This is a genomic window from Amycolatopsis heterodermiae (genome assembly GCF_034929455.1).
GTDB classification, from domain to species: domain Bacteria; phylum Actinomycetota; class Actinomycetes; order Mycobacteriales; family Pseudonocardiaceae; genus Amycolatopsis; species Amycolatopsis heterodermiae.
This window is the reverse complement of the sequence record NZ_JAYFSI010000001.1, coordinates 1491859-1518026: the sequence shown is the minus strand read 5'-3', so window position 1 is coordinate 1518026 and position 26168 is coordinate 1491859. Positions and strand designations below refer to the sequence as shown.

Genomic DNA, 26168 nt, shown 5'->3' with positions numbered 1-26168 from the left:
TTCCTGACCGACCGGACGGTGACTTAAAACCCGAACATCTCCCAAGGGGTGCCAGATGCAGCAATTGCGGCTGACCCGAACACGCCGCGTGGCCCTGATCGGGCTCGCCGGCGCGCTCGCGGTTTCGCTGTCCGCCTGTGCGGATTCGAAGCGTGACGAGGGCGCTGGAGGTGGGACCGGAGGCACCATGATCTTCGGTGCCGCCGGAAACCCGAAGATGTTCGACCCGGCGTTCAACGACGAAGGCGAGACCTTCCGGATCACGCGTCAGATCTACGACACGCTGATCCAGAACAAGCCGGGCACGGCCGACCTCGAAGCGTCTCTCGCCGACAAGTGGGAGTCGAGCAACGACGGCAAGACCTGGACGTTCAGCCTGAAGTCGGGCGTCAAGTTCTCCGACGGCACCCCGATGGACGCCACGGCGGTCTGCTTCAACTTCGACCGCTGGTACAACATGAAGGGCGCCGCCGCCCAGAGCCAGATGATCTACTACGGCGACGTCTTCGAGGGTTTCGCCAAGAACGAGGGCGACGCCACGGGCGAGCCGGTCTACAAGAGCTGCGAGGCGAAGGACCCGGCGACCGCGGTCGTGAACCTGAACAAGGCCAAGGGTGCGTTCCCGTCGGCGTTCACGCTGCCGTCGTTCGCCATCCAGAGCCCGACCGCGCTCAAGGCGCACAACGCCGACACGGTCACCCAGAGCGGCGACTCGTTCACCTACAGCGAGTACGCGAACAAGTTCCCGGTCGGCACCGGCCCGTTCAAGTTCGAGAGCTGGGACCAGGCCAAGGGTGAGATCACGCTGGTCAAGAACGACAGCAGCCCCACGCCGCCGAAGCTCGACAAGCTGATCTTCAAGGTGATCCCGGACGAGAACGCCCGCAAGCAGGCGCTCAAGGCCGGCGACATCAACGGCTACGACTACCCGAACCCGGCCGACTACGGCCTGCTGCGCAACGACGGTGAGCAGGTCCTCATCCGCCCGTCGTTCAACGTGCTGTACCTGGGCATCAACCAGGCCAACAACCCGAAGCTGAAGGACGTGCGCGTCCGGCAGGCGCTGGCCTACGGCATCAACCGCGAGCAGTTCGTGAAGTCGAAGCTGGCCGAGGGTTCCGAGGTCGCGACCGAGTTCGTCCCCAAGGTCATCTCGGGGTACACCGACGACGTCACCAAGTACCCGTACGACCCGGAGAAGGCCAAGAGCCTGCTCCAGCAGGCCGGGGCGACGGACCTGACGCTGAAGTTCTACTACCCGACCGAGGTCACCCGGCCGTACATGCCGAACCCGGCGGACACGTTCACGGCGATCTCCGAGGACCTGAAGAACATCGGCATCAAGATCGAGACCCACGCCGAGCCGTGGAACGGTGGTTACAAGGACGACGTCCAGAAGGCCGGCAAGCAGGACCTCCACCTGCTCGGCTGGACGGGTGACTACAACGACGCCGGCAACTTCGTCGGCACGTTCTTCGGCCGTGAGAAGAAGGAGTTCGGCTTCAACAACGCGGAGCTGTTCTCGGCCCTGGGCGCGGCGGACGCTTCGCCCGCCGGTGACGCCCACGCCAAGGCGTACCAGGAAGTCAACAAGAAGATCATGGACTTCCTGCCGGCGGTCCCGATCGCCTACCCGACCCCGGCGATCGTGGTCGGCCCGAAGGTCAAGGGCCTGGTGGCGAGCCCGCTCACCGATGAGCGTTTCAACACCGTGTCCGTGAGCTGATTCTGGATTTCGGCCAACGGCAGGGGGTGGGTGCTACCGCACCCACCCCCTGCGCCTGGTTCCCGGGCTGGCAACAAAGGACTGCAAGTGCTCCGTTTCCTCGTGCGTCGGTTGCTACAAGCGATCCCGACGCTCTTCATCCTGTCCATCCTGATCTTCGCCTGGCTTCGATCCCTGCCGGGCGGTCCCGCCGCGGCGCTGCTGGGTGACAAGGCGACGCCGGAGAAGGTCGCCAACCTCAACCACGTGCTCGGCCTCGACCAGCCGATCATCGTGCAGTACTTCGGGTTCCTCGGCCGGGCGTTCACCGGCGACTTCGGCAACTCCCTGGTGTCGACCCAGCCCGTCATGGGCGAGATCATCACCTTCCTGCCGGCGACCATCGAGCTCGGTCTCTCCGCGATGATCATCGCGATCGTCGTCGGCATCCCCGCCGGTTACCTGTCCGCGCGCTTCCGCGGCGGGCCGGTCGACAACGTGATCATCGTGCTCAGCCTGATCGGTGTCGCGGTGCCGGTCTTCTTCCTCGGCTACATGATGCAGGACCTGCTCGCTTCGCCGCTGGGACTGCCGTCCCAGGGCCGGCAGGCCGCGGGTCTCGACGCCACCGCGATCACGAACTTCGCCATCCTCGACGGCATCATGACGAGCGAGTGGGACGCCGTCTGGGACGCGATCAAGCACCTGATCCTGCCCGCGTTCGCGCTCGCCACCATCCCGCTCGCGGTGATCACCCGGATCACCCGCGCCTCGGTGCTGGACGTCCTGAACGAGGACTTCATCCGCACGGCCAACTCCAAGGGCCTGACCCAGCCGGTGGTGCGCCGCCGGCACGTCCTGCGCAACGGCCTGCTGCCGGTGGTCACCACCATCGGCCTGCAGACCGGCGCCCTGCTCGGCGGCGCGGTGCTGACCGAGCGGGTGTTCAACTTCCGCGGCCTCGGCTTCCTGCTGGCCGAGGGGATCGAACGGCGTGACTACCCGCGGCTGCAGGCACTCCTGCTGTTCGGTGCCGTGGTGTACGTGCTGGTGAACATGCTGGTCGACGTCTCGTACGGGATCATCGACCCGAGGGTGCGTGTGCGATGAACACTCTGCTGAACAAGAAGAAGGAACCGATCGACAAGCTCGCCGCGGCGAGCGGGCGCAGCCTCGGCGGGGAAGCCCTCCGCCGGATGCTGCGCAGCCCGGTCGCGATCACCGGCGGCGCCATCACCGGCCTGTTCCTGCTCCTGGCGATCTTCGCGCCGCTGCTGGCCCCCAAGGACCCGCTCGACCGCGCGCTGCAGGACAAGGTCGAGCTCGGCCGGGGCATCATCCCCGGCTCGATGCCGGGCTACCCGCTCGGCGTGGACGACTTCGGCCGCGACTTCCTGTCCCGGCTCATCGTCGGCGCCCAGCAGACACTGCTCGTCGGTGTGCTGGCCACGGTGATCGGCGTCCTCATCGGCGTGATCATCGGCGGGATCGCGGGCGCGTTCGGCGGCTGGGTCGACACCGTCCTCATGCGACTCGTCGACGTCATGCTGTCGTTCCCCTCGCTGCTGCTGGCCATTTCGATCGCGGCGCTGTTCGCGAAGCCGAGCCAGTGGACGGTCATCCTGGCCGTGTCGATGGTCGGCGTGCCGATCTTCGCCCGGCTCCTGCGCGGCTCGATGCTGGTCCAGCGCGACGCCGACCACGTGCTGGCGGCGACCTCGCTGGGCGTGAAGCGCGGGGCGATCGTGTTCCGGCACATGCTGCCGAACTCGCTCGGCCCGGTCATCGTGCAGGCGACGCTGACCCTGGCGACGTCCATCCTGGAGGCCGCGGCGCTGTCGTTCCTCGGTCTGGGCGACCCGGACCCGTCCCGCGCGGAGTGGGGGCTGATGCTGGGCAAGGCCTCGCGCCAGTTCCTCGACATCCGCCCGGAGCTCGCGTACTACCCGGCGATCGCGATCATCATCGTGGCGCTCGGGTTCACGCTGCTCGGTGAGTCCCTCCGTGAAGCCCTCGACCCGAAGAACAGGCGGTGAGAACCCATGGCACTCCTTGAAGTCCGTGACCTGACGGTCGACTTCGTCCGCCGTGGCGAGCGCTCGTTCACCGCGGTGGACGGGGTCAGTTTCGACGTCGAACCCGGCCAGACCGTCGGCCTGGTCGGCGAGTCCGGCTGCGGCAAGTCCGTGACGTCGCTGGCGATCATGCGGCTGCTGGCCCGGCGCGGCAACAAGGTCAGCGGTTCGGTGCGCTTCGAAGGCACCGACCTGCTGAAGCTGTCGGACCGCGAGATGCGCGACCGCCGCGGCCGCGACCTCGGCATGGTGTTCCAGGACCCGCTGTCCTCGCTGAACCCGGTCATCCCGATCGGACTGCAGATCACCGAGGTGCTGGAGCGCCACCGCGGGATGTCGCGCAAGGCGGCGTCCGTCGAAGCGGCGGACCTGCTGGACAAGGTCGGCATCCCGGACCCGTCCCGGCGGCTTTCCGAGTACCCGCACCAGCTTTCCGGCGGGATGCGGCAGCGCGCGCTGATCGCGATCGCGCTGGCGTGCCGGCCGCGGCTGCTCATCGCCGACGAGCCGACCACCGCGCTGGACGTCACCATCCAGGCGCAGATCCTGGCGCTGCTGCGGGAACTGGTGCAGGACACCGGAACCGCGCTGATCATGATCACGCACGACCTCGGCGTCGTCGCCGGCCTCTGCGACGAGGTCAACGTGCTCTACGGCGGCAAGATCGTCGAGCGGGCGGAGCGGCACCAGCTGTTCGGCGAGCCGAGGCACCCGTACACGCACGGCCTGCTGGCCTCGATCCCGCGGCTCGACGCGGGCCGCGGCGAGAAGCTCATCCCCATCCGGGGTTCGGTGGCCGACAACATCCCGTGGGACGGCGGCTGCGCGTTCGCACCCCGCTGCCCCAACGCGCTGCCGGTCTGCCGCGAGGTCTCGCCGCAGCTGGTGCCCGACCACGGCGGGCTGCTGCGCTGTCACAACCCCGTGCGGCCGGCGGTCGCGGCGGGAGGAGGGGCCCGATGAACCAGCCTGCTGGTGACGTGCTGCTCGAGGTCACCGACCTCAAGGTGCACTTCCCGATCAAGAGCGGCGTCGTGTTCGACCGGACGGTCGGGCACGTGTTCGCGGTCGACGGCGTCGACCTGGCCATCCGCCGCGGGGAGACCTACGGCCTGGTGGGCGAGTCCGGCTGCGGCAAGTCCACGCTCGGCCGGGCGATCCTGCGGCTCAACGAGCCGACGTCGGGTTCGGTGAAGTTCGACGGCACCGACGTCGCCAAGCTCAAGGGAGAGGAACTGCGGAAGGCCCGGCGCCGGATGCAGATGATCTTCCAGGACCCGATGTCCAGTTTGGACCCGCGGCAGTCGGTCGAGTCGATTCTGGTCGAGGGCATGCACGCGCACGGCCTCGACCAGGACAAGGAAGCCACCCAGCGGCGGCTGCGGCAGCTGCTGGCCGCGGTCGGCCTCCCGGAGACGTCGCTGCGGAAGTACCCGCACGAGTTCTCGGGCGGGCAGCGCCAGCGCATCGGCATCGCGCGGGCGCTGGCGGTGGAGCCGGACCTGATCGTCGCGGACGAGCCGGTGTCGGCGCTCGACGTGTCGGTGCAGGCTCAGGTGGTCAACCTGCTGGAGGACCTGCAGGACCAGCTCGGCCTGACGTACGTGGTGATCGCGCACGACCTCGCGGTGGTGCGCCACATCTCCGACCGCATCGGCGTGATGTACCTCGGCGCGCTGGTCGAGGAGACGGACGCGGACTCGCTCTACCGCGACCCGCTGCACCCGTACACGCGGGCACTGCTTTCGGCGATCCCGGTGCCGGACCCGCAGGTGGAGGACACGCGTGAGCAGATCCTGCTCGCGGGCGACCTCCCGTCACCGGCGAACCCGCCGTCGGGCTGCCGCTTCCACACGCGCTGCCCGTGGAAGCAGGAGAGCCTGTGCGACACGGACCGCCCGCAGCTGCGTGAGATCGGCGCCGGCCACCGGGTGGCGTGCCACTACGCGGAGGACATCCGCGACGGGCGCATCCAGCCGCACGAGGTGAAGGCGGAACTGGTGGAGCTGAGCGGGGCGCTGAACCCCGACCTGGGCCCGCCGGACGTCGGCACGTCCGCCGAGATCCTCTGAGTCTCTGCCTCGGTCGAAAGGCCCCTTCGGGTACGTCCCGGAGGGGCCTTTCACGTGTCATCCTTCGCTGGTGAAATACGTGGTCCTGATCTACGGCAACCCTTCGTCGCGCGCGGCGTGGGAGGGGATGAGCAACGAGCAGCGGGCCGCCGGGCTCGCGTACTACCGGCAGCTGAACGACGACCTCGACGCGTCCGGCGAGCGGATCGTCTCCGAGCGGCTCGCCTTCCCGGAGTCCACGAAGCAGGTCAGCGTCGGCGACGCCGGCCCGATGACGACCGACGGGCCCTTCGCCGAGGCGAAGGAGTTCCTCGCCGGCTTCTACCTGCTCGACTGCGCGAGCTTCGAGCGCGCGGTGGAGATCGCCGGGCGGATCCCGGAGGCGTCGTTCGGGGTGGTGGAGGTACGGCCGGTGATGGGCCTGCCGTGATCGGCGACGTCCTCCGCGACCTGGCCCCGCAGGTGCTCACGGCGCTGGTCCGGCGCTACGGCGACTTCGACGCCTGCGAGGACGCCGTCCAGGAGGCGCTGCTGGCGGCGTCGCAGCAGTGGCCCGTCGAAGGCGTGCCGGACCACCCGAAGGGCTGGCTGATCACGACGGCGTCCCGGCGCCGGATCGAGCAGTGGCGCAGCGAGACGGCGCGGCAACGACGTGAGGAGGCGGTGGCGTCGGCCCCGCCACCGGAGCCGGCCCCGGGTGTCGACGACACGCTGACGTTGCTGCTGCTCTGCTGCCACCCGTCACTGACCAGGCCGTCCCAGGTGGCGCTGACGCTGCGCGCGGTCGGCGGCCTGACGACGGCTGAGATCGCCCGCGCGTTCCTGGTCCCGGAAGCGACGATCGGCCAGCGCATCAGCCGCGCGAAACGCAGCCTCCGAGGTGAGCGGTTCACCCCGTCCGAGGATCCCGACCGCCTGGCCGCGGTGCTGCAGGTGCTGTACCTGATCTTCACCGAAGGCCACACGGCGAGTTCGGGCGACGAGCTGAACCGCGTCGAGCTGACCACGGAAGCGATCCGCCTGGTCCGCCAGCTGCCCCCGGGCGGCGAGGTCACGGGCCTGCTGGCCCTGATGCTCCTGACCGAGGCCCGCCGCCCGGCCCGCGTCGACGAGTCCGGTGCGTTGGTCCCGCTAGCTGAGCAGGACCGTTCCCGCTGGAACGCGGCCTTCATCGAGGAGGGCGTCTCCTTGATCACGAGCGCTTTGTCGACCTCGCCGGTCGGCCCGTACCAGCTGCAGGCAGCGATCGCGGCAGTCCACGACGAGGCCCCTTCCTCGGACGAGACGGACTGGACGGAGATTCTTACGCTGTACGACCTCCTGCTGGTGGTGGCACCGGGCCCGATGGTGACGTTGAACCGGGTGGTGGCGTTCGCCCAGGTCCACGGGCCCGATGCGGGCCTGAAGGAGCTGACCGACGCCGGATTGGAGCCCCACCACCGGGTGGAGGCGGTCCGGGCGCACTTGCTGGAGCTGTCGGGGGATCTCTCGGGGGCGCGGGAGGCGTACCTGGCGGCGGCGAAGGGGACGTTGAGTCTGCCGGAGCAGTCTTACCTGCGATCCAGGGCAGCGAGGCTGAGCGGTTCCTGACCGAGGTCGCCCGCAGCCGCGTTCCCAGCCGAAGCTGGTGACGCGCGACTCGGCGCCCAGCCCGAGCGTGATCGAGCCAGACCGCAGCCGAGGTCGACCACCCACATCCTGGCGGCGAACGCCGCGCCGTGTTGGCTGTCCCGGGCGGCTACGGGTGCCCGGAAGGTGTTGCCCTCTGCCGCCCCTGACGACGAGCGGCCCCCACCCTCCCCGGGGGGCGTCCCACGTCCAGTCTACCGGCCACCCCCCACGAAACCCGCTGATCAGCCACGTTATAACCAGGTTGTCCACATGGGGACCACTCCTGTGGACAACCTGGGGGTAAGCCGAACCCGCATCGAGACGGCGGATCGGCCCGAGCTGCGGGAGGATCGAACCCATGCAGGTCACCGTGCTGGGCGCGTCGGGGCGGACCGGGTTTCACGTTGCGCGGCTGCTGGCCGCCAAGGGGCACACCGTCCGGGCCGGGCTTCGCAGTCGTCGGCGGGCCGAAGTCCTTCAGGACCTCGACGTTCAGCCGGTCGTGGCCGACGTGACCGCCGATCCGGAGGATCTCGTCGAGGCCTTCCGGGGCTCCGAGGTCGTCATCAGTGCCATCGGGGCGCCGGATCCGGAGCCCGCTTCGGTGAACCTCGTGGACCGGGACGGGGCCGCCACCGCCATCCGGGCCGCCGAGAAGGCCGGGGTCGCGCGGTACGTCCAGCTCTCCGCGCAGTTCGCCGACAGCCCCGACCAGGGCGACCGGCTCGTGCGGTCGATCCTGCTCGCCAAGCAGATCTCCGACATCGCCCTGCAGAAGTCCGCGCTGACCTGGACGATCGTCCGGCCGGGCACGCTCACCGACGGGCCCGCCACCGGGCGGGTCAAGGTCGCCGGGCACCTCGAGCCCGGGCGGATCACCCGGCAGGACGTCGCCGCCGTGCTGGTCGGGGTGCTTCAGGAGCCGCTCACCGAAAACCAGGGGTTCGACGTCGTTTCCGGGGAATTCCCGGTGGGGTCGGCGCTCGCCGCCCTCGGCTGAAAAAGCTACTTAAGTCGTACACCGGGGGATACCTGAGTTGGGCTCGCCGTGCGGACCGCCCCCGGTACCCTGCGGTGACAGGACGACCGAGTAGCAGGGGGTACGAGCAGTGCACGTCGACCAATGGCTGGAGGCGATCCCGCCGCTCTCGGTGTACCTGATCGTCGGCGCGGTGATCATGATCGAGAGCCTCGGAATCCCCCTGCCGGGTGAAATCGTGCTGGTCAGCGCCGCTTTGCTGGCGTCGCAGCACAGCAACCTCAACCCGCTGTGGATCGGCATCCTGGCCAGCGCCGGCGCGATCGTCGGCGACAGCATCGGTTATCTGATCGGGAAAACCGGCGGTCAACGGCTGTTCGCCTGGGCGGGCCGGAAATTCCCGAAGCATTTCGGCCCGACGCACATCGCCAACGCGGAACGCATCTTCAACAAACGCGGCATGTGGGCCGTGTTCCTCGGCCGCTTCATCGCGTTCCTGCGGATCCTCGCCGGCCCGCTCGCCGGGTCGCTGAAGATGCACTACCCGAAGTTCCTGATCGCCAACGCGCTCGGCGGCATCGTCTGGGCCGGCGGCACCACCGCGCTCGTCTACTACCTCGGCGTGGTCGCCGAAAAGTGGCTCGGCAACTTCTCCAAGTACGGCCTGATCGCCGCGATCGTCATCGGCGTCGTCGTGTTCTTCGTCATGAAGAAGCGCCTCGGCAAGAACCACGAAGGCGAAGAGACGCCCAAGCAGGAAGAGCCGGCCGCCTAAGCCGGGACTTCCTCCGGCAGCAGCTCCGGGTCGGGCTTGCGCGCCGACCGGAGCGAGCCGAGGAGAACGCCGCCGATCACGACCACCGCGGCGGCGATCTCCAGGCCGGTCGGCCGCTCACCCAGGATCAGGAACGACGCCGTCAGCCCGACCACCGGCACCAGCAGCGAGAACGGCGAGACGACACCCGCCGGGTTGCGGCGCATCAGGGTCGTCCAGATGCCCGACCCGACGATCGTGCCGAACAGCACGACGTAGGCCAGGCCGCCGAGCGCGGTCAGGCCGGTCGGCGTGCCCAGCGTCGTCAGCGAGCGCCACTGCGCGGCCGGGCCCTCCATGACCAGCGACAGCGCGAACATCGGCAGCGGCGGCACCACCGACATCCACAGCGTGAAGTGCAGCGGGTTGTCCGGCTCCGCCCGCCGCGTGCTCAGGTTGCCGAACGCCCAGCTCAGCGCGGCCAGCACGGTGAGCACCATCGGCAGCAGCGCTGCGTTCCCGGCCTGCTGCCACGCGATCGCCGTCATCCCGGCGACGGCCAGCAGGATCCCGGCCAGCTGCCGCGGGGTGACGCGTTCCCGCAGGAAGACGGCGCCGAGCAGCACCGTGAACGGCGCCGACGCCTGCAGCACCAGCGAGGCGAGCCCGGTCGGCATCCCGGTGTTCATCGCGATGAACAGGAACGCGAACTGCCCGGTGCCGAATCCGAGCCCGTAGCCGAGCAGGTACCGCACCTTCACCTTCGGCCACGGCACGAACAGGATCGTCGGGACGGCGATCACGGCGAACCGCAGCGCCCCCGCGAACACCGGCGGGAACTGCCCGAGCGTCGCGTGGATGGCCAGGAAGTTGAGCCCCCACAGGACGGCGACGAACACGGCCAGCAGGCGATCGCGGGAGGACATGCCTCCACTCTGACAACTGCGACCGTGAAGGACCAGCGAGAATATCTGCAGGAATCTTGTAGCCGCGCTTCAAGTACGCTGACGGCGTGGATCTGGGTCGCCTGCGCACGCTGCGGGAGTTCGCCGATCGCGGGAGCGTGACGGCCGCCGCGAGGGCGCTGCACTGCACGCCGTCCGCGGTGTCGCAGCAGCTGCGCGCCCTGCAGGGCGAGGTCGGCCTGCCGCTCACCGAACCGGCCGGCCGCGGCCTGCGGCTGACCGACGCCGGCCGCGCGCTGGTCGCCCGGGCCGACGAGGTGCTGGCCGCGCTGGAACGCGCCGAGTCCGAGCTGGACACCTACCGCAGCGCGCCGCGCGGGCGGGTGCGGATCGCGATCTTCCAGTCGGCCGGGCTGATGCTGCTGCCGGGGCTGCTGACCCGCGTCGCCGGGCACGACGGCCTGGAGGTCGACGTCCGGGACGTCGACATGACACCACCGGAGGTGCCCGGCCTGGTCGCGGACTACGACGTCGTCGTGGCGCACCGCGACGAGCACGCGCCGGAGTTCGACCAGGACCGTCTGGACGTCGTCCCGCTGCTGCGCGAACCGCTCGACGTCGCGCTCCCGGTGGGCCACCGCCTGGCGAACCGGCGCCGCGTCGAGCTGCCGGAACTGGCGGACGAACGCTGGATCAGCGTCGACTTCGGCTTCCCGGTGGACGACGTGCTGCGCTCGCTGACCGTCCGCACCGGCGTCCGCCCGGTCGTCGTGCAGCGGATCAACGACTTCCGGATCACCGAACGGCTGGTCGCGGCCGGGCACGGCATCGCGCTGCTGCCGCGGTACACGATGGACACCCGCCGCGGCAGCGGCCTGGTCGGCCGTCCGCTGGCGGGGATCCGCGCGGCCCGGCTGGTGGAGGCGGTCTGCCGCACGGGCGCGCTGCAGCGCCCGGCCGTGGCCCAGGTGATCGAGGAACTGCGCGCGGAGGTCGCTCAGCTCACGGCGTGAGCGCGCAGGTAGTCGAGCGCGATCCGCAGCGCGTCCTCCAGCGCCGTGAGGTCGTGCCGGACGTGGGCCAGCAGCAGTCCACCGTGGACGGACGTCATCGCCGCCTGTGCGAGCCGCGCCGGGTCGGCGTCGGGGGCCAGCTCTCCCTTGTCCCGCAACGTGGTCAGCCCGCGCACCAAGTGGGACTCCCATGTCCGGTACGCCCGGTCGACCAGCGGCGCGAGCTTCGGGTTGTCGCCGACCTCGCCGGCGAGGTTGCCCAGCGGGCAGGCGATCGGCGCGCCCGCGCGGCGGTGGACGTCCAGCAGCTGCTCGGTCCACGTCTCGAAGTCCGCCCAGGACGTCAGCGCGAAGATCGCGGGCTGGTTGCCGAGGATCTGCTCGAGGTAGCGCTCGATCACGGCCTCGACCAGCTGATCCTTGTTCCTGAAGTAGTGGTACATCTGCGATTTCCCGGCCCCGCTCGCGGCGAGCACCTTGTCGACGCTCGTGCCCGCCACGCCGTCGACGTACATCAGCGCCGCCGCGGCGTCGACGATCGCGTCGCGCGTCCGCTTGCCCCGCGGGGTCGTGGCCGAGGCTTGCGTCTCCATGTACCGGATAGTACAGTTCGGCCCACTGTACCGATCAGTACAACCGCTAGGGGGATCCATGACGCTCGACCACGCGCTGACCGGCCTGAACGACCACCTCCGGGGCGTCCTGCCGCCGGAGGTCTTCGAGGTCCTCGAGGCGGACCGGCGCCGGGCCGCCGGGGCGGAGTTCGCCGAAGCGGGTGACAAGATCGAGGACTTCGAGCTGCCGGGGGCCGACGGCGAGCCGGCGAACCTGGGCGATCTCGTCGCGAACGGGCCGGCGGTGCTCGTCTTCTACCGCGGCCAGTGGTGCCCGTACTGCAACCTGACCCTGCGCACCTACCAGCAGGAACTCCTGCCCGAGCTGACCTCGCTCGGCGCGACGCTGGCGGCGATCAGCCCGCAGCGGCCGGACGGTTCCCTGCCGGTGGCCGACCTCGAGTTCCCGGTGCTGTCGGACGTCGGCAGCACCGTCGCGCGGGGACTCGGGCTGAGCTACCCGGTTTCCGGCCCGGTGCGGGACGCGATGGCGACCCTCGGCACGGACCTCGAGCAGGTCAACGGCGCCTGGGAGCTGGTCCACCCGGCGGTCGTGGTGGTCGACCGCGAACGGGTGCTCCGGTACGTCGACGTCCACCCGGACTTCGTCACGCGCACCGAACCGGCGGCGATCCTCGAAGCCGTCAAATCGCTTTAGCGCCGCGCTTCACGCTGTAGGTGATCACCGAACCCAGGACCAGGGCGACGCCGAGGGAGAGCAGCATGCTGATCCCGGGTTCGGTGATGATCTGGCCACCCGCGTAGCCGAGGAAGGCCACATAGGACGTCCAGAGCGTGACGCCGACGGCCGACGCGGTGAAGAACTCCGCCATCGGCCACCGGAGGGAGCCGGCGAGCAGGGCGCCGACCGTGCCGCCCGAGGGCAGCCAGCGGGCGATCACCAGCACCGGGCGCGGGTGGCGCTGCAGCCGCCCGTCCAGCCAGCCGATGCCGGCGGCGATCTTCTTGCGCCGGCTCAGCCGGTCCAGCGCCGCCCGGCCGCCGAACCGGCCGAGGGCGTAGAGCGCCTGGTCGGAGACCAGGCACCCGGCCGTGGCCACGGCGATCACCAGCGCCAGCGACGTGCCGCCCTGCGCCGCCGCGACGCCCATCGCGAGGATCGTCACCTCGGTGGGCAGCAGGGGCACCAGCGAGACGACGAACAGCACCAGCAGCCCGGTCGTAGTCGCGTCCACACCTCCATTAACCGCCCGCCCGGCCCGGATGAATCCCGATCAAGGGGGACTCACAGGAAGCCGACAGCTCTTCCACAGATTGGGTGACGGTCGCGGCCGGAATACGGGGTAACCGTGCGGGCATGGACACTTTGTCGGGAAAGGTCGCCCTGGTCGCGGGCGGGACCCGTGGTGCGAGCCGGGCGATCGCGGTCGAGCTGGGCCGCGCCGGTGCCTTCGTCTACGTGACCGGCCGCAGCAGCGGTGCGAAACGATCGGAGGTCGACCGGCCGGAGACGATCGACGAGACCGCCGAGCTGGTCGAGCAGGCGGGTGGCCGGGCCGAAGCGGTCCGCGTCGACCACCTGGAACCCTCCGAGGTCGCCGCGCTGGGAAAACGGATCGACGACGCCCACGACGGCCTGGACATCCTGGTCGACGGCATCTGGGGTGGTGACCAGCACCTGAGCTGGGGCAAGCCGGTCTGGGAGCACGACCTCGACGCCGGGCTGCGGATGATCCGCCTGGGCGTCGACGCGCACCTGATCACCGGCCACCACCTGCTGCCGCTGCTGATCCGGCGGCCGGGCGGCCTGGTCGTCGAACTTACCGACGGCACGGCCGAGTACAACGCGAACTACCGCGAGGGCACGTCGCTGCCGTTCTACGTTGCGAAGGCGTCCGCGCACCTGCTGGCGAAGGGTGAGGCGGCGGAGCTGAAGGAGCACGGCTGCACGGCCGTCGCCTACACCGCGGGCTACCTGCGTTCGGAGATGATGCTGGACCTCCACGGCGTCACGGAGGAGAACTGGCGGGACGCGCTGGAGGAGAACCCGTACTTCGCGATCTCGGAGACGCCGACCTTCGGTGCCCGCACGATCGTCGCGCTGGCGAGCGACCCGGACCGGCAGCGCTGGTCGGGCCAGACCGTCAGCAGCGGCCAGCTGGCCCGCGAGTACGGGATCAACGACGTCGACGGCAGCCGCCCGGACGCCTGGCGCTACATGGTCGAGGTGATCGACCCGGGCAAACCGGCGGACACCACCGGCTACCGCTGACCGAGGGCGGCACTTTCACGAGAAAGTGCCGCCCTCGAACCGTCGCAGGTCTAGCGGTTGGCGCGGTTGACCGCCGAGACGACGGCGCGCAGCGACGCCGTGACGATCGACGGGTCCACGCCGATGCCCCAGAACACCCGGTCCGAGATCGCGCACTCGATGTACGACGCGGCGCGCGCGTCGTCACCCGGCGAGAGCGTGTGCTCGGAGTAGTCCAGCAGGCGCAGGTCGAAGCCCACCGTCGACAGCGCGTCGAAGAACGCCGCGATCGGGCCGTTGCCGCGGCCGGTCACCTCGTGCTCGTCGCCTTCGACGCGGACGGTCGCGGTGATGTCGTACTCGCCGTCGCCGTTGTCGCGGACGTGCTGGCGGACCAGCTCCAGCGGCGTCTTCAGCTCCAGGTACTCGGCCGCGAAGGCGTTCCACATCGTCGTCGGGTCGACCTCGCCACCCTCGGTGTCGGTGTAGCGCTGGATGACCTTCGAGAACTCGATCTGCAGGCGCCGCGGCAGGTCGAGCTGGTGCTCGGCCTTCATGATGTAGGCGACGCCGCCCTTGCCGGACTGCGAGTTCACCCGGATCACGGCCTCGTACGTGCGGCCGACGTCCTTCGGGTCGATCGGCAGGTACGGGACCTCCCACGGGTACTCGTCGATCGGCACGCCCTGCTTGTCGGCGGCGTCCTTCAGCGCGTCCAGGCCCTTGTTGATCGCGTCCTGGTGCGAGCCCGAGAACGCCGTGAACACCAGGTCGCCGCCCCACGGCGAGCGCTCGGGCACCGGCAGCTGGTTGCAGTACTCGACGGTCCGCTTGATCTCGTCCATGTCCGAGAAGTCGATCTGCGGGTCGATGCCCTGGCTGTAGAGGTTCATGCCCAGCGCGACCAGGTCGACGTTGCCGGTGCGCTCGCCGTTGCCGAACAGGCAGCCCTCGATCCGGTCCGCGCCGGCCTGGTAACCCAGCTCGGCGGCGGCGATGCCGGTGCCGCGGTCGTTGTGCGGGTGCAGCGACAGGATCACCGAGTCGCGGCGGGCCAGGTTGCGGCTCATCCACTCGATCGAGTCGGCGTAGACGTTCGGCGTCGCCATCTCGACGGTCGCCGGCAGGTTCAGGATCACCGGCTTCTCCGGCGTCGGCTGCCAGATCTCGGTGACGGCGTTGCACACCTCGAGCGCGTACGACAGCTCGGTGCCGGTGTAGGACTCCGGCGAGTACTGGAACCGGAAGTCGGTGTCGGGCTGCTTTTCGGCCAGCTCGACGACCATTTCGGCGGCCTGCGTCGCGATCTTCTTGATGCCTTCGCGCTCCTCGCGGAACACGACGCGGCGCTGCAGGATCGACGTCGAGTTGTAGATGTGGACGATCGCGCGCGGCGCCCCTTCGAGGGACTTGAAGGTCCGCTCGATCAGCTCGGGACGGCACTGGGTCAGCACCTGGATGCTGACGTCGTCCGGGATGGCGCCCTCGTCGATGATCTCGCGGACGAAGTCGAAGTCGGTCTGGCTCGCGGCCGGGAAGCCGACCTCGATCTCCTTGTACCCCATGCGTACGAGCAGGTCGAAGAACTTGCGCTTGCGCGCGGGCGACATCGGGTCGATCAGGGCCTGGTTGCCGTCCCGCAGGTCGACGGCGCACCACAGCGGCGCGCGGTCGATGCGCTTGGCGGGCCAGGTGCGGTCGGGCAGGTCGATGTTCTCGACGACGTCGTACCAGGGGCGGTAGCGGTGCACCGGCATGGACGTGCCGCGCTGGGTGTTCCAGACGGGCTGCTCAGCGGGCGCGGGACGAGAGGGTTTGCGGATCTTGCTCATGGGATTGAGGGTGTCTCCAGCTCGACGGGTGCGACCGGCACCACGAAGCCCCGCGACGGGGAGCCGGTCCGGTCAGGCCCCGTCGCGGCAGCGAAGCAGGAGAGCACGCGCCACGACCACACCATAACCATCGAGCGCGGCCGGAGGGAAGTGAGGTCGCGATCGACTTGTTACGTCCGTTCGACCATCCGAGTTACCAGCGGGTAGCAATCGGCCCAGCCCCGTGCGAAACTGCGGGCATGGCTGAGCACGCAGAGTCGTCGGCGTCTTCGTCGTCCTCGTCGACTTCCTCGTCGACTTCTTCGGAGGACACGGAGACGCGCGTCGCCCGCCGAGCGCCGGTCGACTGGCGCCGCGCCGGGGGCAAGGTGGCCAACGCGGTGGCGTCGATCGTCCGCTGGGTGGGGTTGATCTTCGCCGCGATCCTGGTGATCCACGTGATCTTCACGGTCGGCTCGGCCAACCCGGACAACGGCATCGTCTCGTTCGTCCACTCCTGGGCGGACGGTCTCGCGCTGGGCTTCAGCGACCTGTTCACCCCGAGCGACGCCAAGCTGCGAGTGCTGGTGAACTACGGCATCGCGGCGATCTTCTGGCTCGTGGTCTCGGGAATCCTGGCCAAGGTGATCCGCCGGGTGGGCGGCGCTTCCTGATTTCACGGTGATCACGATCGGTTGACCCGTGGCTGGGACCCGTAACGCACTGTCGCCGCCGGGCGACATCAGCACGCCGGAAGGGGTGCTGATCATGTCCGTTTCACAGCCTGTCGCGACGTCGCCGAGCGCGGTCGCCCGCATCGGGAGCCGCTGGTACTTCGTCGTCACCATCGTTTCGTTCGGCTTCTTCGCGTGGGTCCCGTTCGTGCACGCCGCTCTGCGGCTGGGCCGGAAGTCGCTCTACGTTCGCGCGGTGGCCTTCGGGGCGGCGGCCACGGTCGTCGGCGTGCTGTTGTCCCTGGCACCCACGGACGCCGCGGGCAAGGTTGTCAGCACGACCGGGAACCTGCTCACCTCGCTCGCCTTGATCGTGGCCTTGGCTGTGATCGCGGTCGCCTGCGTCCAGCAGTCCAGGCTGCGCCGCGAAATCCTGCGCCACGTCCCCGGTGAACACCTCGACGGCCCCGACCCGGCCCTCGCCGCCGCGCTGGCCGCGCGCGATCGCCGTACCGAAGCGCGGAAGCTCGCCATCGAAGACCCGCTCATCGCGCGCGACCTGGGGATCGGCCGTCCCGACCTGCCGCGGAACTACGACGACGGTGGACTTGTCGACCTCAACAACGCGCCGGCGGACGTGATTGCGTCGGTTTGCGGGCTGGATGCCGACACCGCCGCGGCCATCGTCGACATCAGGACGACCGTCGGCGGGTTCGCCGCGGTCGAAGACGTCGGCGCCGTGGTGCCCTTCGGGGCGGTGGACCGCATCCGCGACCGGGCCGTCGTCCTGCCGGCCTAAAGCGCCGGGTTGCCCCACTTGCCGGTGAACGCGAACTCCTCCAGAGGGATCCGGACCCGGTCCGCCTTCTCGCGCTCGATGCGCCAGTCCTCCTCCAGGACGTCCGGGTGGCCCGGCGATCCCACCGCGATGGCGACGCGAGGTACCGCGTCCGCGGGCAGCGAGAACGACGCACTGACGTCGGGAGCCGAGAAGCCCGCCATCTGGTGGGCGATCAGCCCCAGCTCCACCGCCTGCAGCACCAGGTTCTCCGAAGCCAGCCCCAGGCCGTACTCGGCGTAGGGCACCGCGCCCTTCTCGTTCGTCGTCACCATCACGCCGATCAGCAGGAGGCTCGCGCGGCTCGCCCACGCCTGGTTGCCCGAGTTGAGCGTCGCCAGGATCGCGTCGAACGCCGGCGTGCCGCGGACGCCCACCAGGTAGCGGGCCGGCTGGGTGTTGCCGAACGACGGCGCCCAGCGGGCCGCCTCCAGGAGGGCCCGCACCTGTTCGGGGGACACCGTCGCCGACTCGTCGTAGGCCCGGGGACTCCAGCGTTCCGCCATCAGGGTCGCGATCGGGATGCTCGTCACAGCTGGTTTGCGCACGATCAACACCGTACATAGGAGTGCGCTGCATCACTCGGAAGGAAGGGCTCCGTGCATTTCGTTGGTGTTACGGAAGATTTACTTCCACGCTGCCCGCATTCGCGCCCGGCCCCACGTCGAGAGGGTGGCGGGGCGCCGAACCCCCGGTAGGCTCCTGGTCAAACATGGGACGCGGGGGCTCCTCGGTGCCCACCAGGGAGCAGACCCGGCCCGTCGAGGAGGTTCGGGCGTGGCCCTCGTGGTCCAGAAGTACGGCGGATCGTCGCTGGAAAGTGCCGACCGGATCAAGCGCGTCGCGGAACGGATCGTCGCCACCAAGAAGGCGGGCAACGACGTCGTCGTCGTCTGCTCGGCGATGGGTGACACCACCGACGAGCTGCTCGACCTGGCGCAGCAGGTCAACCCGGCGCCGCCGGAGCGGGAGATGGACATGCTGCTCACCGCGGGTGAGCGCATCTCGAACTCGCTGGTCGCCATGGCCATCGCGGCCCAGGGGGCCGAGGCGTGGTCGTTCACCGGTTCGCAGGCCGGCGTCGTCACGACGTCCGTGCACGGCAACGCGCGCATCATCGACGTCACGCCGAGCCGCGTCACGGAGGCCCTCGAGCAGGGTTACGTCGCGCTGGTGGCGGGCTTCCAGGGCGTCGCGCAGGACACCAAGGACATCACCACGCTGGGCCGCGGCGGGTCGGACACCACCGCCGTCGCGCTGGCCGCCGCGCTGAACGCCGACGTCTGCGAGATCTACTCCGATGTGGACGGTGTGTACACCGCCGACCCGCGGATCGTGCCGGACGCGAAGAAGCTCGACGTCATCCCCTACGAGGAGATGCTGGAGCTCGCCGCGAGCGGGTCGAAGATCCTCCACCTGCGGTCGGTCGAGTACGCGCGTCGTTACGGCGTCCCGATCCGAGTCCGCTCTTCCTACAGTGACAAGCCGGGCACGACGGTGACCGGTTCTATCGAGGAGATCCCCGTGGAACAAGCGCTGATCACCGGTGTGGCACACGACCGCTCCGAGGCCAAGATCACGGTCACCGGGGTGCCGGACACCGCCGGTGCGGCGGCCCGGATCTTCCGCGTGATCGCCGACGCCGAGATCGACATCGACATGGTGCTGCAGAACGTGTCCAGCACCGTCTCCGGCCGCACGGACATCACGTTCACGCTGTCGAAGGCCAACGGCGCCAAGGCCGTCAAGGAGCTGGAGAAGGTCAAGGCCGAGATCGGCTTCGAGTCGGTCCTCTACGACGACCACGTCGGCAAGGTCTCGCTGGTCGGCGCCGGGATGCGGTCGCACCCGGGTGTCACGGCCACCTTCTGCGAGGCGCTGGCCCAGGCGGGCGTCAACATCGAAATCATCAACACCTCGGAGATCCGCATCTCGGTGCTCATCCGGGACGCGCAGCTCGACGAGGCCGTGCGCGCCATCCACGACGCGTTCGAGCTCGGCGGCGACGAGGAAGCCGTGGTCTACGCGGGGAGTGGTCGCTGATGGCGGAGGGACTGCGGGTCGGGGTGGTCGGCGCGACCGGCCAGGTCGGCGCGGTGATGCGCAAACTGCTGGCGGAGCGGGAGTTCCCGGTCGCCGAGCTCCGGTACTTCGCCTCGGCGCGCTCGGCGGGGTCGAAACTTCCTTGGCGTGACAGCGAAATCACCATCGAGGACGCGTCCACGGCGGATCCGTCCGGTTTGGACATCGCGCTGTTCTCCGCGGGCGGCTCGACGTCCAAGGCGCAGGCGCCGCGGTTCGCCGACGCCGGTGTCACGGTGATCGACAACTCCTCGGCGTTCCGGATGGACCCGGACGTGCCGCTGGTCGTCAGCGAGGTCAACCCGGAGGCCATCAAGGAGGCGCGGAAGGGGATCATCGCGAACCCCAACTGCACCACCATGGCCGCGATGCCGGTGCTCAAGCCGCTGCACGACGAGGCCGGGCTGGTCCGGCTGGTCGCCTCGACCTACCAGGCGGTGTCCGGCAGCGGGCTGGCCGGCGTGGACGAGCTGGCCGGCCAGGTTCGCGCGGGAGCGGAGCACGCGTCGCTGCTCACCCACGACGGCGCGGCGATCGAGTTCCCCGCGCCGAACAAGTACGTCCGCCCGATCGCGTTCAACGTCCTCCCGATGGCCGGGTCCATTGTGGACGACGGTGAGCTCGAAACGGACGAGGAGAAGAAGTTCCGCAACGAGAGCCGCAAGATCCTGAGCATCCCGGGGCTGGGCGTGTCCTGCACCTGCGTGCGGGTCCCGGTGTTCTCGGGGCACTCGATCTCGGTCAACGCGGAGTTCGCGCAGCCGCTGACCGTCGAGCGGGCGACGCAGCTGCTGTCGCACGCCCCCGGCGTCGAGCTGTCCGACATCCCGACGCCGCTGCAGGCGGCGGGCAACGACCCGAGCTACGTCGGCCGCATCCGTGTCGACCAGGGTGTCGAGGGCGGCCGCGGCCTCGCGCTGTTCATCGCGAACGACAACCTGCGCAAGGGCGCCGCGCTCAACGCCGTGCAGATCGCGGAGCTGATCGCGCAGCAGTGACCGAGCCCGCCCGGCCCCGGACATCCGGGGCCGGGCGGCCTCACTTCTTCGGCTTCTTGTGCCGGGGCTGGATCGGCGGCAGGCCGAACGCCATCCGCAGTTCCGGCTTCTGCAGCGGCTTCAGCACGGCCAGCATCAACCCGCCCCACAGGAACAGCCCGACCGGCGTGCCGGTGGGGCCGCCCGATGCCGAGCTCATCACGAGGCTCACGATCAGGCCGATGAGCAGGACCGCGATGAACGCGCATTCCAGCCAGACGACCGTGAAGAGGATCTTGCGTTCGCGCCGGCTCAGCAGCACGCTGAACACCACGAGGACGACCAGGAGTACCGAGTTCACCGTCACGACCACCAGCGGCCAGGTGACGTCGCCGCTGTCGTCCACGCTCGCCGCCAGCGACCAGACGAAGACGGCGAGGGCCAGGTAGAGCACGGCCTGGGCGGCGATCGCCAGGCGCATCGTCCTGATCCCGCGCCGCACCTCCCGTTCCGCGTTCGCACCGGAAGCAGGTAGCGGCTGATAAGGGGCCGGCTCGGTCATGGCGGGCACGCCTCTCTCGGGAACCACGGCAGCGACCGGTGCAGGAGACCACAGGTGCCGCGGGACCGGTCCCCTTCACCCGTCCCGGGCGCGTTCCTCCACAGTGGACACCCCGGAAATCGCCTTGTCCGATTCGCCGTCAGCGGTCATCCTTGGCCCGCAAGCGAATCAGGGGAGGAAGTCATGTACACCGCTGTCGACGGCGCGCGCGTCCCGATCCGGATGTGGGCGGACCCCGCGTCCGTCGAAGACCAGGCCATGCGGCAGCTGCACAACGTCGCCAACCTGCCGTGGGTGCACGGGGTCGCCGTGATGCCCGACGTGCACTACGGCAAGGGCGCGACCGTCGGCAGCGTCATCGCGATGCGCGACGCCGTTTCGCCCGCCGCGGTCGGCGTCGACATCGGCTGCGGGATGAGCGCCGTGCGGACGTCGCTGACCGCGGCCGACCTGCCCGACGACCTCGGCAAGCTGCGCCGGCGCATCGAATCGGCCGTGCCGGTCGGGTTCGGGCTGCACAAGACGCCCGTCAACCCGGCGAAGGTGCACGGTGTCGGCGGCTGGGACGCGTTCTGGAAGGACTTCGGCGAGCTGCACACCGGCGTCCAGGAGCTGCACGACCGGGCCGCGCGCCAGATCGGGAGCCTCGGCGGCGGCAACCACTTCATCGAGGTCTGCATCGAAGAAGGCGAAGGCCGCGTCTGGCTGATGCTGCACTCGGGTTCGCGCAACATCGGCAAGGAGCTCGCGGAGCGGCACATGGCCGTGGCGCGCAAGCTGCCGCACAACGCCGACCTGCCCGACCGGGACCTCGCGGTGTTCGTCGCGGGGACGCCGGAGATGCAGGCCTACCGGCGCGACCTGTTCTGGGCGCAGGACTACGCGGCGCGCAACCGCGCCACGATGGTCGCGCTCGTGAAGCTGGCGCTGGCGGAGGTCGTGCCGGGCACGACCTTCGACGACGCGATCTCGTGCCACCACAACTACGTCGCCGAAGAGACCTACGACGGCGTCGAGCTGCTCGTCACCCGCAAGGGCGCGATCCGCGCCGGCTCGGGCGACCTGGGGATCATCCCGGGCAGCATGGGGACCGGTTCGTACATCGTGCGCGGGCTCGGCAACGAGTCGTCGTTCCGGTCGGCGTCGCACGGCGCCGGCCGCCGGATGTCGCGGACCAAGGCGAAGAAGCTGTACACCGCGGACGACCTGGCGGAGCAGACGGCGGGCGTCGAATGCCGCAAGGACACCGGCGTCGTCGACGAGATCCCGGCGGCGTACAAGGACATCGACGCGGTCATCAAGGCCCAGACGGACCTGGTCGAGGTCGTCGCCCACCTCAAGCAGGTCGTCTGCGTCAAGGGCTGACGCGGTACCTTGGGTGATATGACCAGTCGGGGGAGGACGGCCGCGCTGCTGGCCGGGATCGCACTGCTGCTGAGCGGGTGCGACCAGGTGAGCAGCGCGGTCGACCAGGGCAGCAAGACCGCGGACAAGGTGGGCGCGTGCGCCGAGGCGCTCGGACTCGCGGACCTGAACCCGCTCGTCGACCCGCAGAAGCTCAAGGAGCGGGCCGAGGACAAGGAGCGGCGGCTGCGCGAGCTGGCCGGGAACGTCTCCGACCAGGACGTCAAGAACGCGCTCCTCGGCATGGCCGACTCCTACGTCGAGGTGCAGAAGGAGCGCATCGAGGACGCCGGCGTCGTGGCCAGGTGGGCCAAGCGCAACGTCGCCAAGCTCGACGCGCTGCGCACCGCCTGCAGCTAGCCGGCCGGGGCTTTGGCCAGCGCGGGCACCGATGCCGGTCCGGGCGTCCGGCGACGCCGCCGGATCAGGCCGCCCGACGCGACCACCAGGCCGCCGAGGCCGGCCGCCGCGAAGCCCCAGGCCGGGCTCGAGTGGTCGATCGCGAAGCCGACCACCGGGCTGCCCAGCGCGAGTCCCATGCGGGTGAACGAGTCCTGCAGGCCCATCGCCTCGCCGCGCACCCGCGGCGGCGCGAGCCTGCTGACCGTCTCGGTCGTCGCGGCCAGGGTCGGCGCGCAGAGCAGGTTCGTCGGGATCAGCACGAGCATCAGCAGCCACCACGGCTGCGGGGCCAGCCCGACCGGCACCACCAGCAGCGCGAGCAGCAGCATCAGCACACCCTGGGACAGCGACCGCTTCACCGTGCCGTGCACGATGCCGCCGAGGATCGACGCGGCGCACATCACCACGATCACCAGCCCGGTCACCCCGAGGTTGCCGTGCTCTCGCAGGGTCGCCAGCGTCGCCAGTTCGGTGCCGATGAGCACGAACAACGCACCGGCCGCGACCAGCAGCGTCCCCACCAGCGGCCCGGTCAGCCAGCTGCGCAGCGGCGGCCGGGCCTCGGGCGCCACCCCGGGCTCGACGGCGTCGCGGATCGGCGGGTTCACCAGCCAGATCAGGAACGCCGTGCCGCCGAACAGCACGCCCAGCGCGGTGAGCGTCCACGTCGGCGAGAACGCGGTGATCGCCGCGATCCCGGTCGCGGGGCCGATCATGAACGTCGCCTCGATGGCGATGCTGTCGAGCGAGTACGCCGCGCGGCGCTGCTCGGCCGGCACGAGCGTGGCCAGGACCTGACGGGCCAGTGAGCCCGCGGGCACCGAGAGCATCCCGGCCGGGACGGCGACCGCGGCCAGCGCCCCGAACGGCAGGTGCGGCGCCGTGCACCAGAACACCGTCGTGCCGATGCCGCAGACCGCGACGACCGGGCGCAGCCCGTACTTGTCGAAGGCGCGGCCGATCACCGGCGCCCCGATGGCCATCCCGAGGGTGACGCCGGCGCCGACCAGCCCGGCGGCGCCGTAGCCGCGGCCGAGCCCGGTGACGACGTACAGCGTCATCAGCACGCCGTTCATGGTCATCGGCAGCCGGGCCAGGAACATCAGGGCCATCGTCGAGGGGACGCGGGGGACGGAGAGCACCCGGCGGTAGGGCTGCAGAGGCACACCTCGATGAGAACCCAAGGTGGTACGCGCGTGCAACTTGTTTCTCGCGCTGCGTGGTCCTGGCGCTCGAATATTTTGAGAGCTACTCTCATTTGGTAGTAACTATCAAGTGGTGGTCACTATGAATCAGTTGTATCCGCGCAGGTGGTGGGCGCTCGGAGCGCTCGCGGTGAGCCTGCTGACCGTCGGCCTGGACCTGACCGTGCTGAACGTGGCCGTGCCGACACTCGCCGTCGACCTCGGCGCCACGACCACGCAGCTGCAGTGGTTCGGCAACGCCTACACGCTCGCGCTGGCCGCGCTGCTGCTGCCCGCCGGTCTGCTCGGCGACCGGTTCGGCCCGAAGAAGCTGCTGCTCGGCGCCCTCGCGGTGTTCGGGCTGGCGTCCCTGTGGTGCGCCTTCGCGACCTCGCCCGGCGAGCTGATCGCCGCCCGGGTCGTGCTCGGCGTCGGCGCCGCGTTCCTGATCCCGCTGTCGCTCTCGCTGCTCAACGTCCTGTTCCCGCCGGAAGAGCGGGCGAAGGCGCTGACGACCTGGGTGCTGGCGACGTTCGTCGGCATCCCGCTCGGCCCGCTGCTCGGCGGCTGGCTGCTCGACCACTTCGCCTGGGGTTCGGTGTTCCTGATCAACGTCCCGCTGACCGTCGTCGGCCTGGTCGCGGTGCTGTTCCTGGTGCCGCTGACCCGCGGCTCCGGCGCGGGCGCGATCGACTACGCCGGCATCGCGCTGTCGGCGGCCGGGCTCGTCGCGCTCACCTACGGTTTCGTCTACGCGGGTGAGCACGGCTGGGCCGACCCGATGACGTACGGGCTGGTCGCGCTCGGCGCCGCGCTGCTCGCGGTGTTCTGGTGGGAGCAGACGCGGGTGGCCGCGCCGCTCGCCGACCTCGGGTTGTTCCGGGAGCCGCGGTTCGTCTGGGGCGCGGTGCTCGCGACCGTCGCGTCGTTCGCGCTGATGGGCCTGCTGTTCGTGCTGCCGCAGCTGTTCCAGGCGGTGCAGGGCGCCGACGCGCTGCAGACCGGGCTGCGGCTGCTGCCGCTGATCGGCGGGATGCTGGTCTCGGCGAAGATCGCCGAGCGGCTGGTCGCCGTGTTCGGGGTGCGGGTGGTCGTCACCGGCGGGTTCCTGCTGCTCGCGGCCGGTCTGGGCTGGGGTTCGACGACGTCGGCCGCGTCCGGGTACGGCCTGACCCTCGGCTGGGAGATCGTCATCGGCCTCGGCACCGGGTGCACGTTGCCGCCGCTGATGTCGATGGCGATGGGCGCGCTCACCGAAGGCCGCTCGGGTGCCGGTTCCGCGCTCATCCAGGTGCTGCGCCAGGTCGGCGGCACCATCGGCGTCGCGGTGCTGGGGACGGTCCTCAACGGCGTCTACCGCGCCGGCGTCGCCGTCGACGGCCTGCCGGGGCCGGTGGCCGACGCGGCGCGGGGCAGCGCGTCCGGCGCGGTCGCCGTGGCCGGGAAGCTCCACCTGCCCGCCCTCGCCGACTCCGCGCGGGCCGCGTTCGCCGACGGCATGGCGGCGACGCTGTGGGTCTGCGCCGGGCTCGGCGTCGCCGGTGCCGTCCTGGCGGTGCTGTTCCTGCCCGGCCGTGTGGCCGCCGGGACCGAGCCGCGAGAATCGGAGCATGACGTCGTCGCCGGCTGAGCCCCAGGGGTTGCGGGAACGGAAGAAGGCCAGGACGCGGGCCGCGATCCAGCGGCACGCGTTGCGGCTGTTCCGCGAGCGGGGTTACGCGGCCACGACGGTGGACCAGATCGCGGCCGCCGCGGAGATCTCGCCGAGCACCTTCTTCCGGTACTTCCCGACGAAGGAGGCGACGGTCCTCTACGACGCCCTCGACCCGCTGATGGTCGAGGCCGCGCTGGCCCAGCCGGCCGAGCTGAGCCTGATGGGCGCGCTCCGGGCGACGCTGCGCGAGGTCTACGAGAGGATGCCGGAGGACGCCTGGCAGGACGAGCGCGACCGGCAGCTGCTGGTGTTCAACGAGCCGGAGCTGCGCGCCCCGATGCTGGAGCAGTACGGCGACGGCATAGACCTGCTCGCCGACCTCGCCGCCCGGCGCGTCGGCCGGTCCGCGACCGACTTCGAGGTCCGCAACTGGGCGGGCGCGGTCGTCGGCGTCGTGCTCGCGGCGTTCTACACCGCGGGCGGCGACCCGGACCGCCTCCTGCATTCCCTCGACGACGCCTTCGCCCATTTGGAGGCCGGTCTTCCGCTTTGAAGCATTCTCCGGTTTGTGCTTCCACCTCGGGAAGCGGTTTCCGGGGAATCGTGTGGGTGGCGGTGCGAGCGTGGGGGACGCCCTTCT

General features: G+C 70.1%; 27 protein-coding genes. 20 read left to right on the top strand and 7 right to left on the bottom strand.

The features are described from left to right. The first annotated feature begins 55 nt into the window (after nt 1-55). From VA596_RS07410 to VA596_RS07370, 9 genes are all read left to right on the top strand, one after another. Nucleotides 56-1726, top strand: a complete 1671-nt coding sequence (locus VA596_RS07410; protein ID WP_458364004.1) for an ABC transporter substrate-binding protein — start codon at nt 56-58, stop codon at nt 1724-1726. 87 nt (nt 1727-1813) lie between these two features. Continuing rightward, nucleotides 1814-2815, top strand: coding sequence for an ABC transporter permease (locus VA596_RS07405; RefSeq protein ID WP_323324565.1), 1002 nt, complete (start codon nt 1814-1816; stop codon nt 2813-2815). After that, nucleotides 2812-3741 (top strand): ABC transporter permease, encoded by a 930-nt coding sequence (locus VA596_RS07400; RefSeq protein ID WP_323324564.1) that lies wholly within the window; start codon nt 2812-2814, stop codon nt 3739-3741. Before VA596_RS07405 ends, VA596_RS07400 begins: the two co-directional genes overlap by 4 nt. A gap of 6 nt (nt 3742-3747) precedes the next feature. Beyond that, complete coding sequence (locus VA596_RS07395; RefSeq protein ID WP_323324563.1) at nt 3748-4743, top strand: ABC transporter ATP-binding protein; 996 nt, start codon at nt 3748-3750, stop codon at nt 4741-4743. Beyond that, on the top strand, nt 4740-5852 hold the full coding sequence (locus VA596_RS07390) for an ABC transporter ATP-binding protein (protein ID WP_323324562.1): 1113 nt from the start codon (nt 4740-4742) through the stop codon (nt 5850-5852). The genes VA596_RS07395 and VA596_RS07390 overlap by 4 nt, the downstream gene beginning before the upstream one ends. A 70-nt stretch (nt 5853-5922) precedes the next feature. Next, on the top strand, nt 5923-6282 hold the full coding sequence (locus tag VA596_RS07385) for a YciI family protein (RefSeq protein WP_323324561.1): 360 nt from the start codon (nt 5923-5925) through the stop codon (nt 6280-6282). Beyond that, nucleotides 6279-7442 carry an RNA polymerase sigma factor gene (locus VA596_RS07380; RefSeq protein WP_323324560.1) on the top strand — a complete coding sequence of 388 codons (1164 nt, stop codon included), beginning with the start codon at nt 6279-6281 and terminating at the stop codon, nt 7440-7442. Before VA596_RS07385 ends, VA596_RS07380 begins: the two co-directional genes overlap by 4 nt. Before the next feature lie 379 nt (nt 7443-7821). After that, on the top strand, nt 7822-8463 hold the full coding sequence (locus VA596_RS07375; RefSeq protein ID WP_323324559.1) for an SDR family oxidoreductase: 642 nt from the start codon (nt 7822-7824) through the stop codon (nt 8461-8463). A 109-nt stretch (nt 8464-8572) separates the two neighbouring features. Further along, entirely contained in the window at nt 8573-9217 is a 645-nt protein-coding gene (locus VA596_RS07370) for a DedA family protein (RefSeq protein WP_323324558.1), read from the top strand. Here the strand turns inward: VA596_RS07370 and VA596_RS07365 are convergent. Continuing rightward, the gene (locus VA596_RS07365; RefSeq protein ID WP_323324557.1) at nt 9214-10122 is read right to left on the bottom strand and encodes an EamA family transporter; all 909 of its coding nucleotides are present in this window, start codon (nt 10120-10122) and stop codon (nt 9214-9216) included. The two genes, VA596_RS07370 and VA596_RS07365, sit on opposite strands and share 4 nt — an antisense overlap. A gap of 86 nt (nt 10123-10208) precedes the next feature. On the opposite strand from VA596_RS07365, the gene VA596_RS07360 reads away from it, so the two are divergent. Further along, a complete protein-coding gene (locus tag VA596_RS07360) occupies nt 10209-11114 on the top strand; it encodes a LysR family transcriptional regulator (RefSeq protein ID WP_323324556.1) in 906 nt (301 codons plus the stop codon). Here the strand turns inward: VA596_RS07360 and VA596_RS07355 are convergent. Next, entirely contained in the window at nt 11099-11707 is a 609-nt protein-coding gene (locus VA596_RS07355; protein ID WP_323324555.1) for a TetR/AcrR family transcriptional regulator, read from the bottom strand. The two genes, VA596_RS07360 and VA596_RS07355, sit on opposite strands and share 16 nt — an antisense overlap. Before the next feature lie 58 nt (nt 11708-11765). On the opposite strand from VA596_RS07355, the gene VA596_RS07350 reads away from it, so the two are divergent. Continuing rightward, entirely contained in the window at nt 11766-12386 is a 621-nt protein-coding gene (locus tag VA596_RS07350; RefSeq protein WP_323324554.1) for a peroxiredoxin-like family protein, read from the top strand. Here the strand turns inward: VA596_RS07350 and VA596_RS07345 are convergent. Continuing rightward, entirely contained in the window at nt 12373-12924 is a 552-nt protein-coding gene (locus VA596_RS07345; RefSeq protein WP_323324553.1) for a DedA family protein, read from the bottom strand. The two genes, VA596_RS07350 and VA596_RS07345, sit on opposite strands and share 14 nt — an antisense overlap. Nucleotides 12925-13046: 122 nt before the next feature. Here VA596_RS07345 and VA596_RS07340 point away from each other — a divergent pair, with 122 nt between their 5' ends. Then, the gene (locus VA596_RS07340) at nt 13047-13961 is read left to right on the top strand and encodes an SDR family oxidoreductase (RefSeq protein WP_323324552.1); all 915 of its coding nucleotides are present in this window, start codon (nt 13047-13049) and stop codon (nt 13959-13961) included. Nucleotides 13962-14011: 50 nt separating this feature from the next. On the opposite strand, the gene leuA is transcribed toward VA596_RS07340, so the two are convergent. Further along, nucleotides 14012-15772, bottom strand: a complete 1761-nt coding sequence (gene leuA, locus VA596_RS07335; protein ID WP_323324551.1) for a 2-isopropylmalate synthase — start codon at nt 15770-15772, stop codon at nt 14012-14014. Nucleotides 15773-16011: 239 nt separating this feature from the next. Between leuA and VA596_RS07330 the strand changes: the two genes are divergently transcribed. Further along, on the top strand, nt 16012-16425 hold the full coding sequence (locus VA596_RS07330; protein ID WP_323324550.1) for a hypothetical protein: 414 nt from the start codon (nt 16012-16014) through the stop codon (nt 16423-16425). A 94-nt stretch (nt 16426-16519) separates the two neighbouring features. Then, nucleotides 16520-17224 (top strand): ComEA family DNA-binding protein, encoded by a 705-nt coding sequence (locus VA596_RS07325; RefSeq protein ID WP_323324549.1) that lies wholly within the window; start codon nt 16520-16522, stop codon nt 17222-17224. Here the strand turns inward: VA596_RS07325 and VA596_RS07320 are convergent. Next, nucleotides 17221-17811, bottom strand: a complete 591-nt coding sequence (locus tag VA596_RS07320) for a nitroreductase family protein (protein ID WP_323324548.1) — start codon at nt 17809-17811, stop codon at nt 17221-17223. The genes VA596_RS07325 and VA596_RS07320 overlap by 4 nt on opposite strands. A gap of 229 nt (nt 17812-18040) precedes the next feature. On the opposite strand from VA596_RS07320, the gene VA596_RS07315 reads away from it, so the two are divergent. Both VA596_RS07315 and VA596_RS07310 read left to right on the top strand, forming a co-directional pair. Next, nucleotides 18041-19306, top strand: a complete 1266-nt coding sequence (locus tag VA596_RS07315) for an aspartate kinase (RefSeq protein ID WP_323324547.1) — start codon at nt 18041-18043, stop codon at nt 19304-19306. Beyond that, nucleotides 19306-20343: an aspartate-semialdehyde dehydrogenase gene (locus VA596_RS07310; protein WP_323324546.1), complete on the top strand. Its 1038-nt coding sequence runs from the start codon at nt 19306-19308 to the stop codon at nt 20341-20343. Before VA596_RS07315 ends, VA596_RS07310 begins: the two co-directional genes overlap by 1 nt. Nucleotides 20344-20383: 40 nt before the next feature. Here the strand turns inward: VA596_RS07310 and VA596_RS07305 are convergent, their stop codons facing one another. Further along, nucleotides 20384-20884: a hypothetical protein gene (locus VA596_RS07305; RefSeq protein ID WP_323324545.1), complete on the bottom strand. Its 501-nt coding sequence runs from the start codon at nt 20882-20884 to the stop codon at nt 20384-20386. Nucleotides 20885-21067: 183 nt separating this feature from the next. Here VA596_RS07305 and VA596_RS07300 point away from each other — a divergent pair, with 183 nt between their 5' ends. Both VA596_RS07300 and VA596_RS07295 read left to right on the top strand, forming a co-directional pair. After that, entirely contained in the window at nt 21068-22249 is a 1182-nt protein-coding gene (locus VA596_RS07300; protein WP_323324544.1) for an RtcB family protein, read from the top strand. A gap of 18 nt (nt 22250-22267) precedes the next feature. Further along, complete coding sequence (locus tag VA596_RS07295) at nt 22268-22648, top strand: hypothetical protein (protein ID WP_323324543.1); 381 nt, start codon at nt 22268-22270, stop codon at nt 22646-22648. Here VA596_RS07295 and VA596_RS07290 read toward each other — a convergent pair. Continuing rightward, nucleotides 22645-23793 carry an MFS transporter gene (locus VA596_RS07290; RefSeq protein ID WP_323325701.1) on the bottom strand — a complete coding sequence of 383 codons (1149 nt, stop codon included), beginning with the start codon at nt 23791-23793 and terminating at the stop codon, nt 22645-22647. The two genes, VA596_RS07295 and VA596_RS07290, sit on opposite strands and share 4 nt — an antisense overlap. A gap of 184 nt (nt 23794-23977) precedes the next feature. On the opposite strand from VA596_RS07290, the gene VA596_RS07285 reads away from it, so the two are divergent. Beyond that, entirely contained in the window at nt 23978-25504 is a 1527-nt protein-coding gene (locus VA596_RS07285; RefSeq protein ID WP_323324542.1) for a DHA2 family efflux MFS transporter permease subunit, read from the top strand. Next, a complete protein-coding gene (locus tag VA596_RS07280; protein WP_323324541.1) occupies nt 25485-26081 on the top strand; it encodes an acyl-CoA-like ligand-binding transcription factor in 597 nt (198 codons plus the stop codon). The genes VA596_RS07285 and VA596_RS07280 overlap by 20 nt, the downstream gene beginning before the upstream one ends. The last annotated feature ends 87 nt before the right edge of the window (nt 26082-26168 follow it).

Excerpts from the sequence above, each read along its gene's own strand:
- VA596_RS07410 (WP_458364004.1), top strand. The coding sequence starts at position 56 with ATGCAGCAATTGCGGCTGACCCGAACACGCCGCGTGGCCCTGATCGGG.
- VA596_RS07400 (WP_323324564.1), top strand. The coding sequence starts at position 2,812 with ATGAACACTCTGCTGAACAAGAAGAAGGAACCGATCGACAAGCTCGCC.
- VA596_RS07395 (WP_323324563.1), top strand. The coding sequence starts at position 3,748 with ATGGCACTCCTTGAAGTCCGTGACCTGACGGTCGACTTCGTCCGCCGT.
- VA596_RS07390 (WP_323324562.1), top strand. The coding sequence starts at position 4,740 with ATGAACCAGCCTGCTGGTGACGTGCTGCTCGAGGTCACCGACCTCAAG.
- VA596_RS07375 (WP_323324559.1), top strand. The coding sequence starts at position 7,822 with ATGCAGGTCACCGTGCTGGGCGCGTCGGGGCGGACCGGGTTTCACGTT.
- VA596_RS07365 (WP_323324557.1), bottom strand. The coding sequence starts at position 10,122 with ATGTCCTCCCGCGATCGCCTGCTGGCCGTGTTCGTCGCCGTCCTGTGG.
- VA596_RS07355 (WP_323324555.1), bottom strand. The coding sequence starts at position 11,707 with ATGGAGACGCAAGCCTCGGCCACGACCCCGCGGGGCAAGCGGACGCGC.
- VA596_RS07350 (WP_323324554.1), top strand. The coding sequence starts at position 11,766 with ATGACGCTCGACCACGCGCTGACCGGCCTGAACGACCACCTCCGGGGC.
- VA596_RS07340 (WP_323324552.1), top strand. The coding sequence starts at position 13,047 with ATGGACACTTTGTCGGGAAAGGTCGCCCTGGTCGCGGGCGGGACCCGT.
- leuA (WP_323324551.1), bottom strand. The coding sequence starts at position 15,772 with ATGAGCAAGATCCGCAAACCCTCTCGTCCCGCGCCCGCTGAGCAGCCC.
- VA596_RS07330 (WP_323324550.1), top strand. The coding sequence starts at position 16,012 with ATGGCTGAGCACGCAGAGTCGTCGGCGTCTTCGTCGTCCTCGTCGACT.
- VA596_RS07325 (WP_323324549.1), top strand. The coding sequence starts at position 16,520 with ATGTCCGTTTCACAGCCTGTCGCGACGTCGCCGAGCGCGGTCGCCCGC.
- VA596_RS07310 (WP_323324546.1), top strand. The coding sequence starts at position 19,306 with ATGGCGGAGGGACTGCGGGTCGGGGTGGTCGGCGCGACCGGCCAGGTC.
- VA596_RS07305 (WP_323324545.1), bottom strand. The coding sequence starts at position 20,884 with ATGACCGAGCCGGCCCCTTATCAGCCGCTACCTGCTTCCGGTGCGAAC.
- VA596_RS07300 (WP_323324544.1), top strand. The coding sequence starts at position 21,068 with ATGTACACCGCTGTCGACGGCGCGCGCGTCCCGATCCGGATGTGGGCG.
- VA596_RS07295 (WP_323324543.1), top strand. The coding sequence starts at position 22,268 with ATGACCAGTCGGGGGAGGACGGCCGCGCTGCTGGCCGGGATCGCACTG.
- VA596_RS07290 (WP_323325701.1), bottom strand. The coding sequence starts at position 23,793 with ATGTTCCTGGCCCGGCTGCCGATGACCATGAACGGCGTGCTGATGACG.
- VA596_RS07285 (WP_323324542.1), top strand. The coding sequence starts at position 23,978 with ATGAATCAGTTGTATCCGCGCAGGTGGTGGGCGCTCGGAGCGCTCGCG.
- VA596_RS07280 (WP_323324541.1), top strand. The coding sequence starts at position 25,485 with ATGACGTCGTCGCCGGCTGAGCCCCAGGGGTTGCGGGAACGGAAGAAG.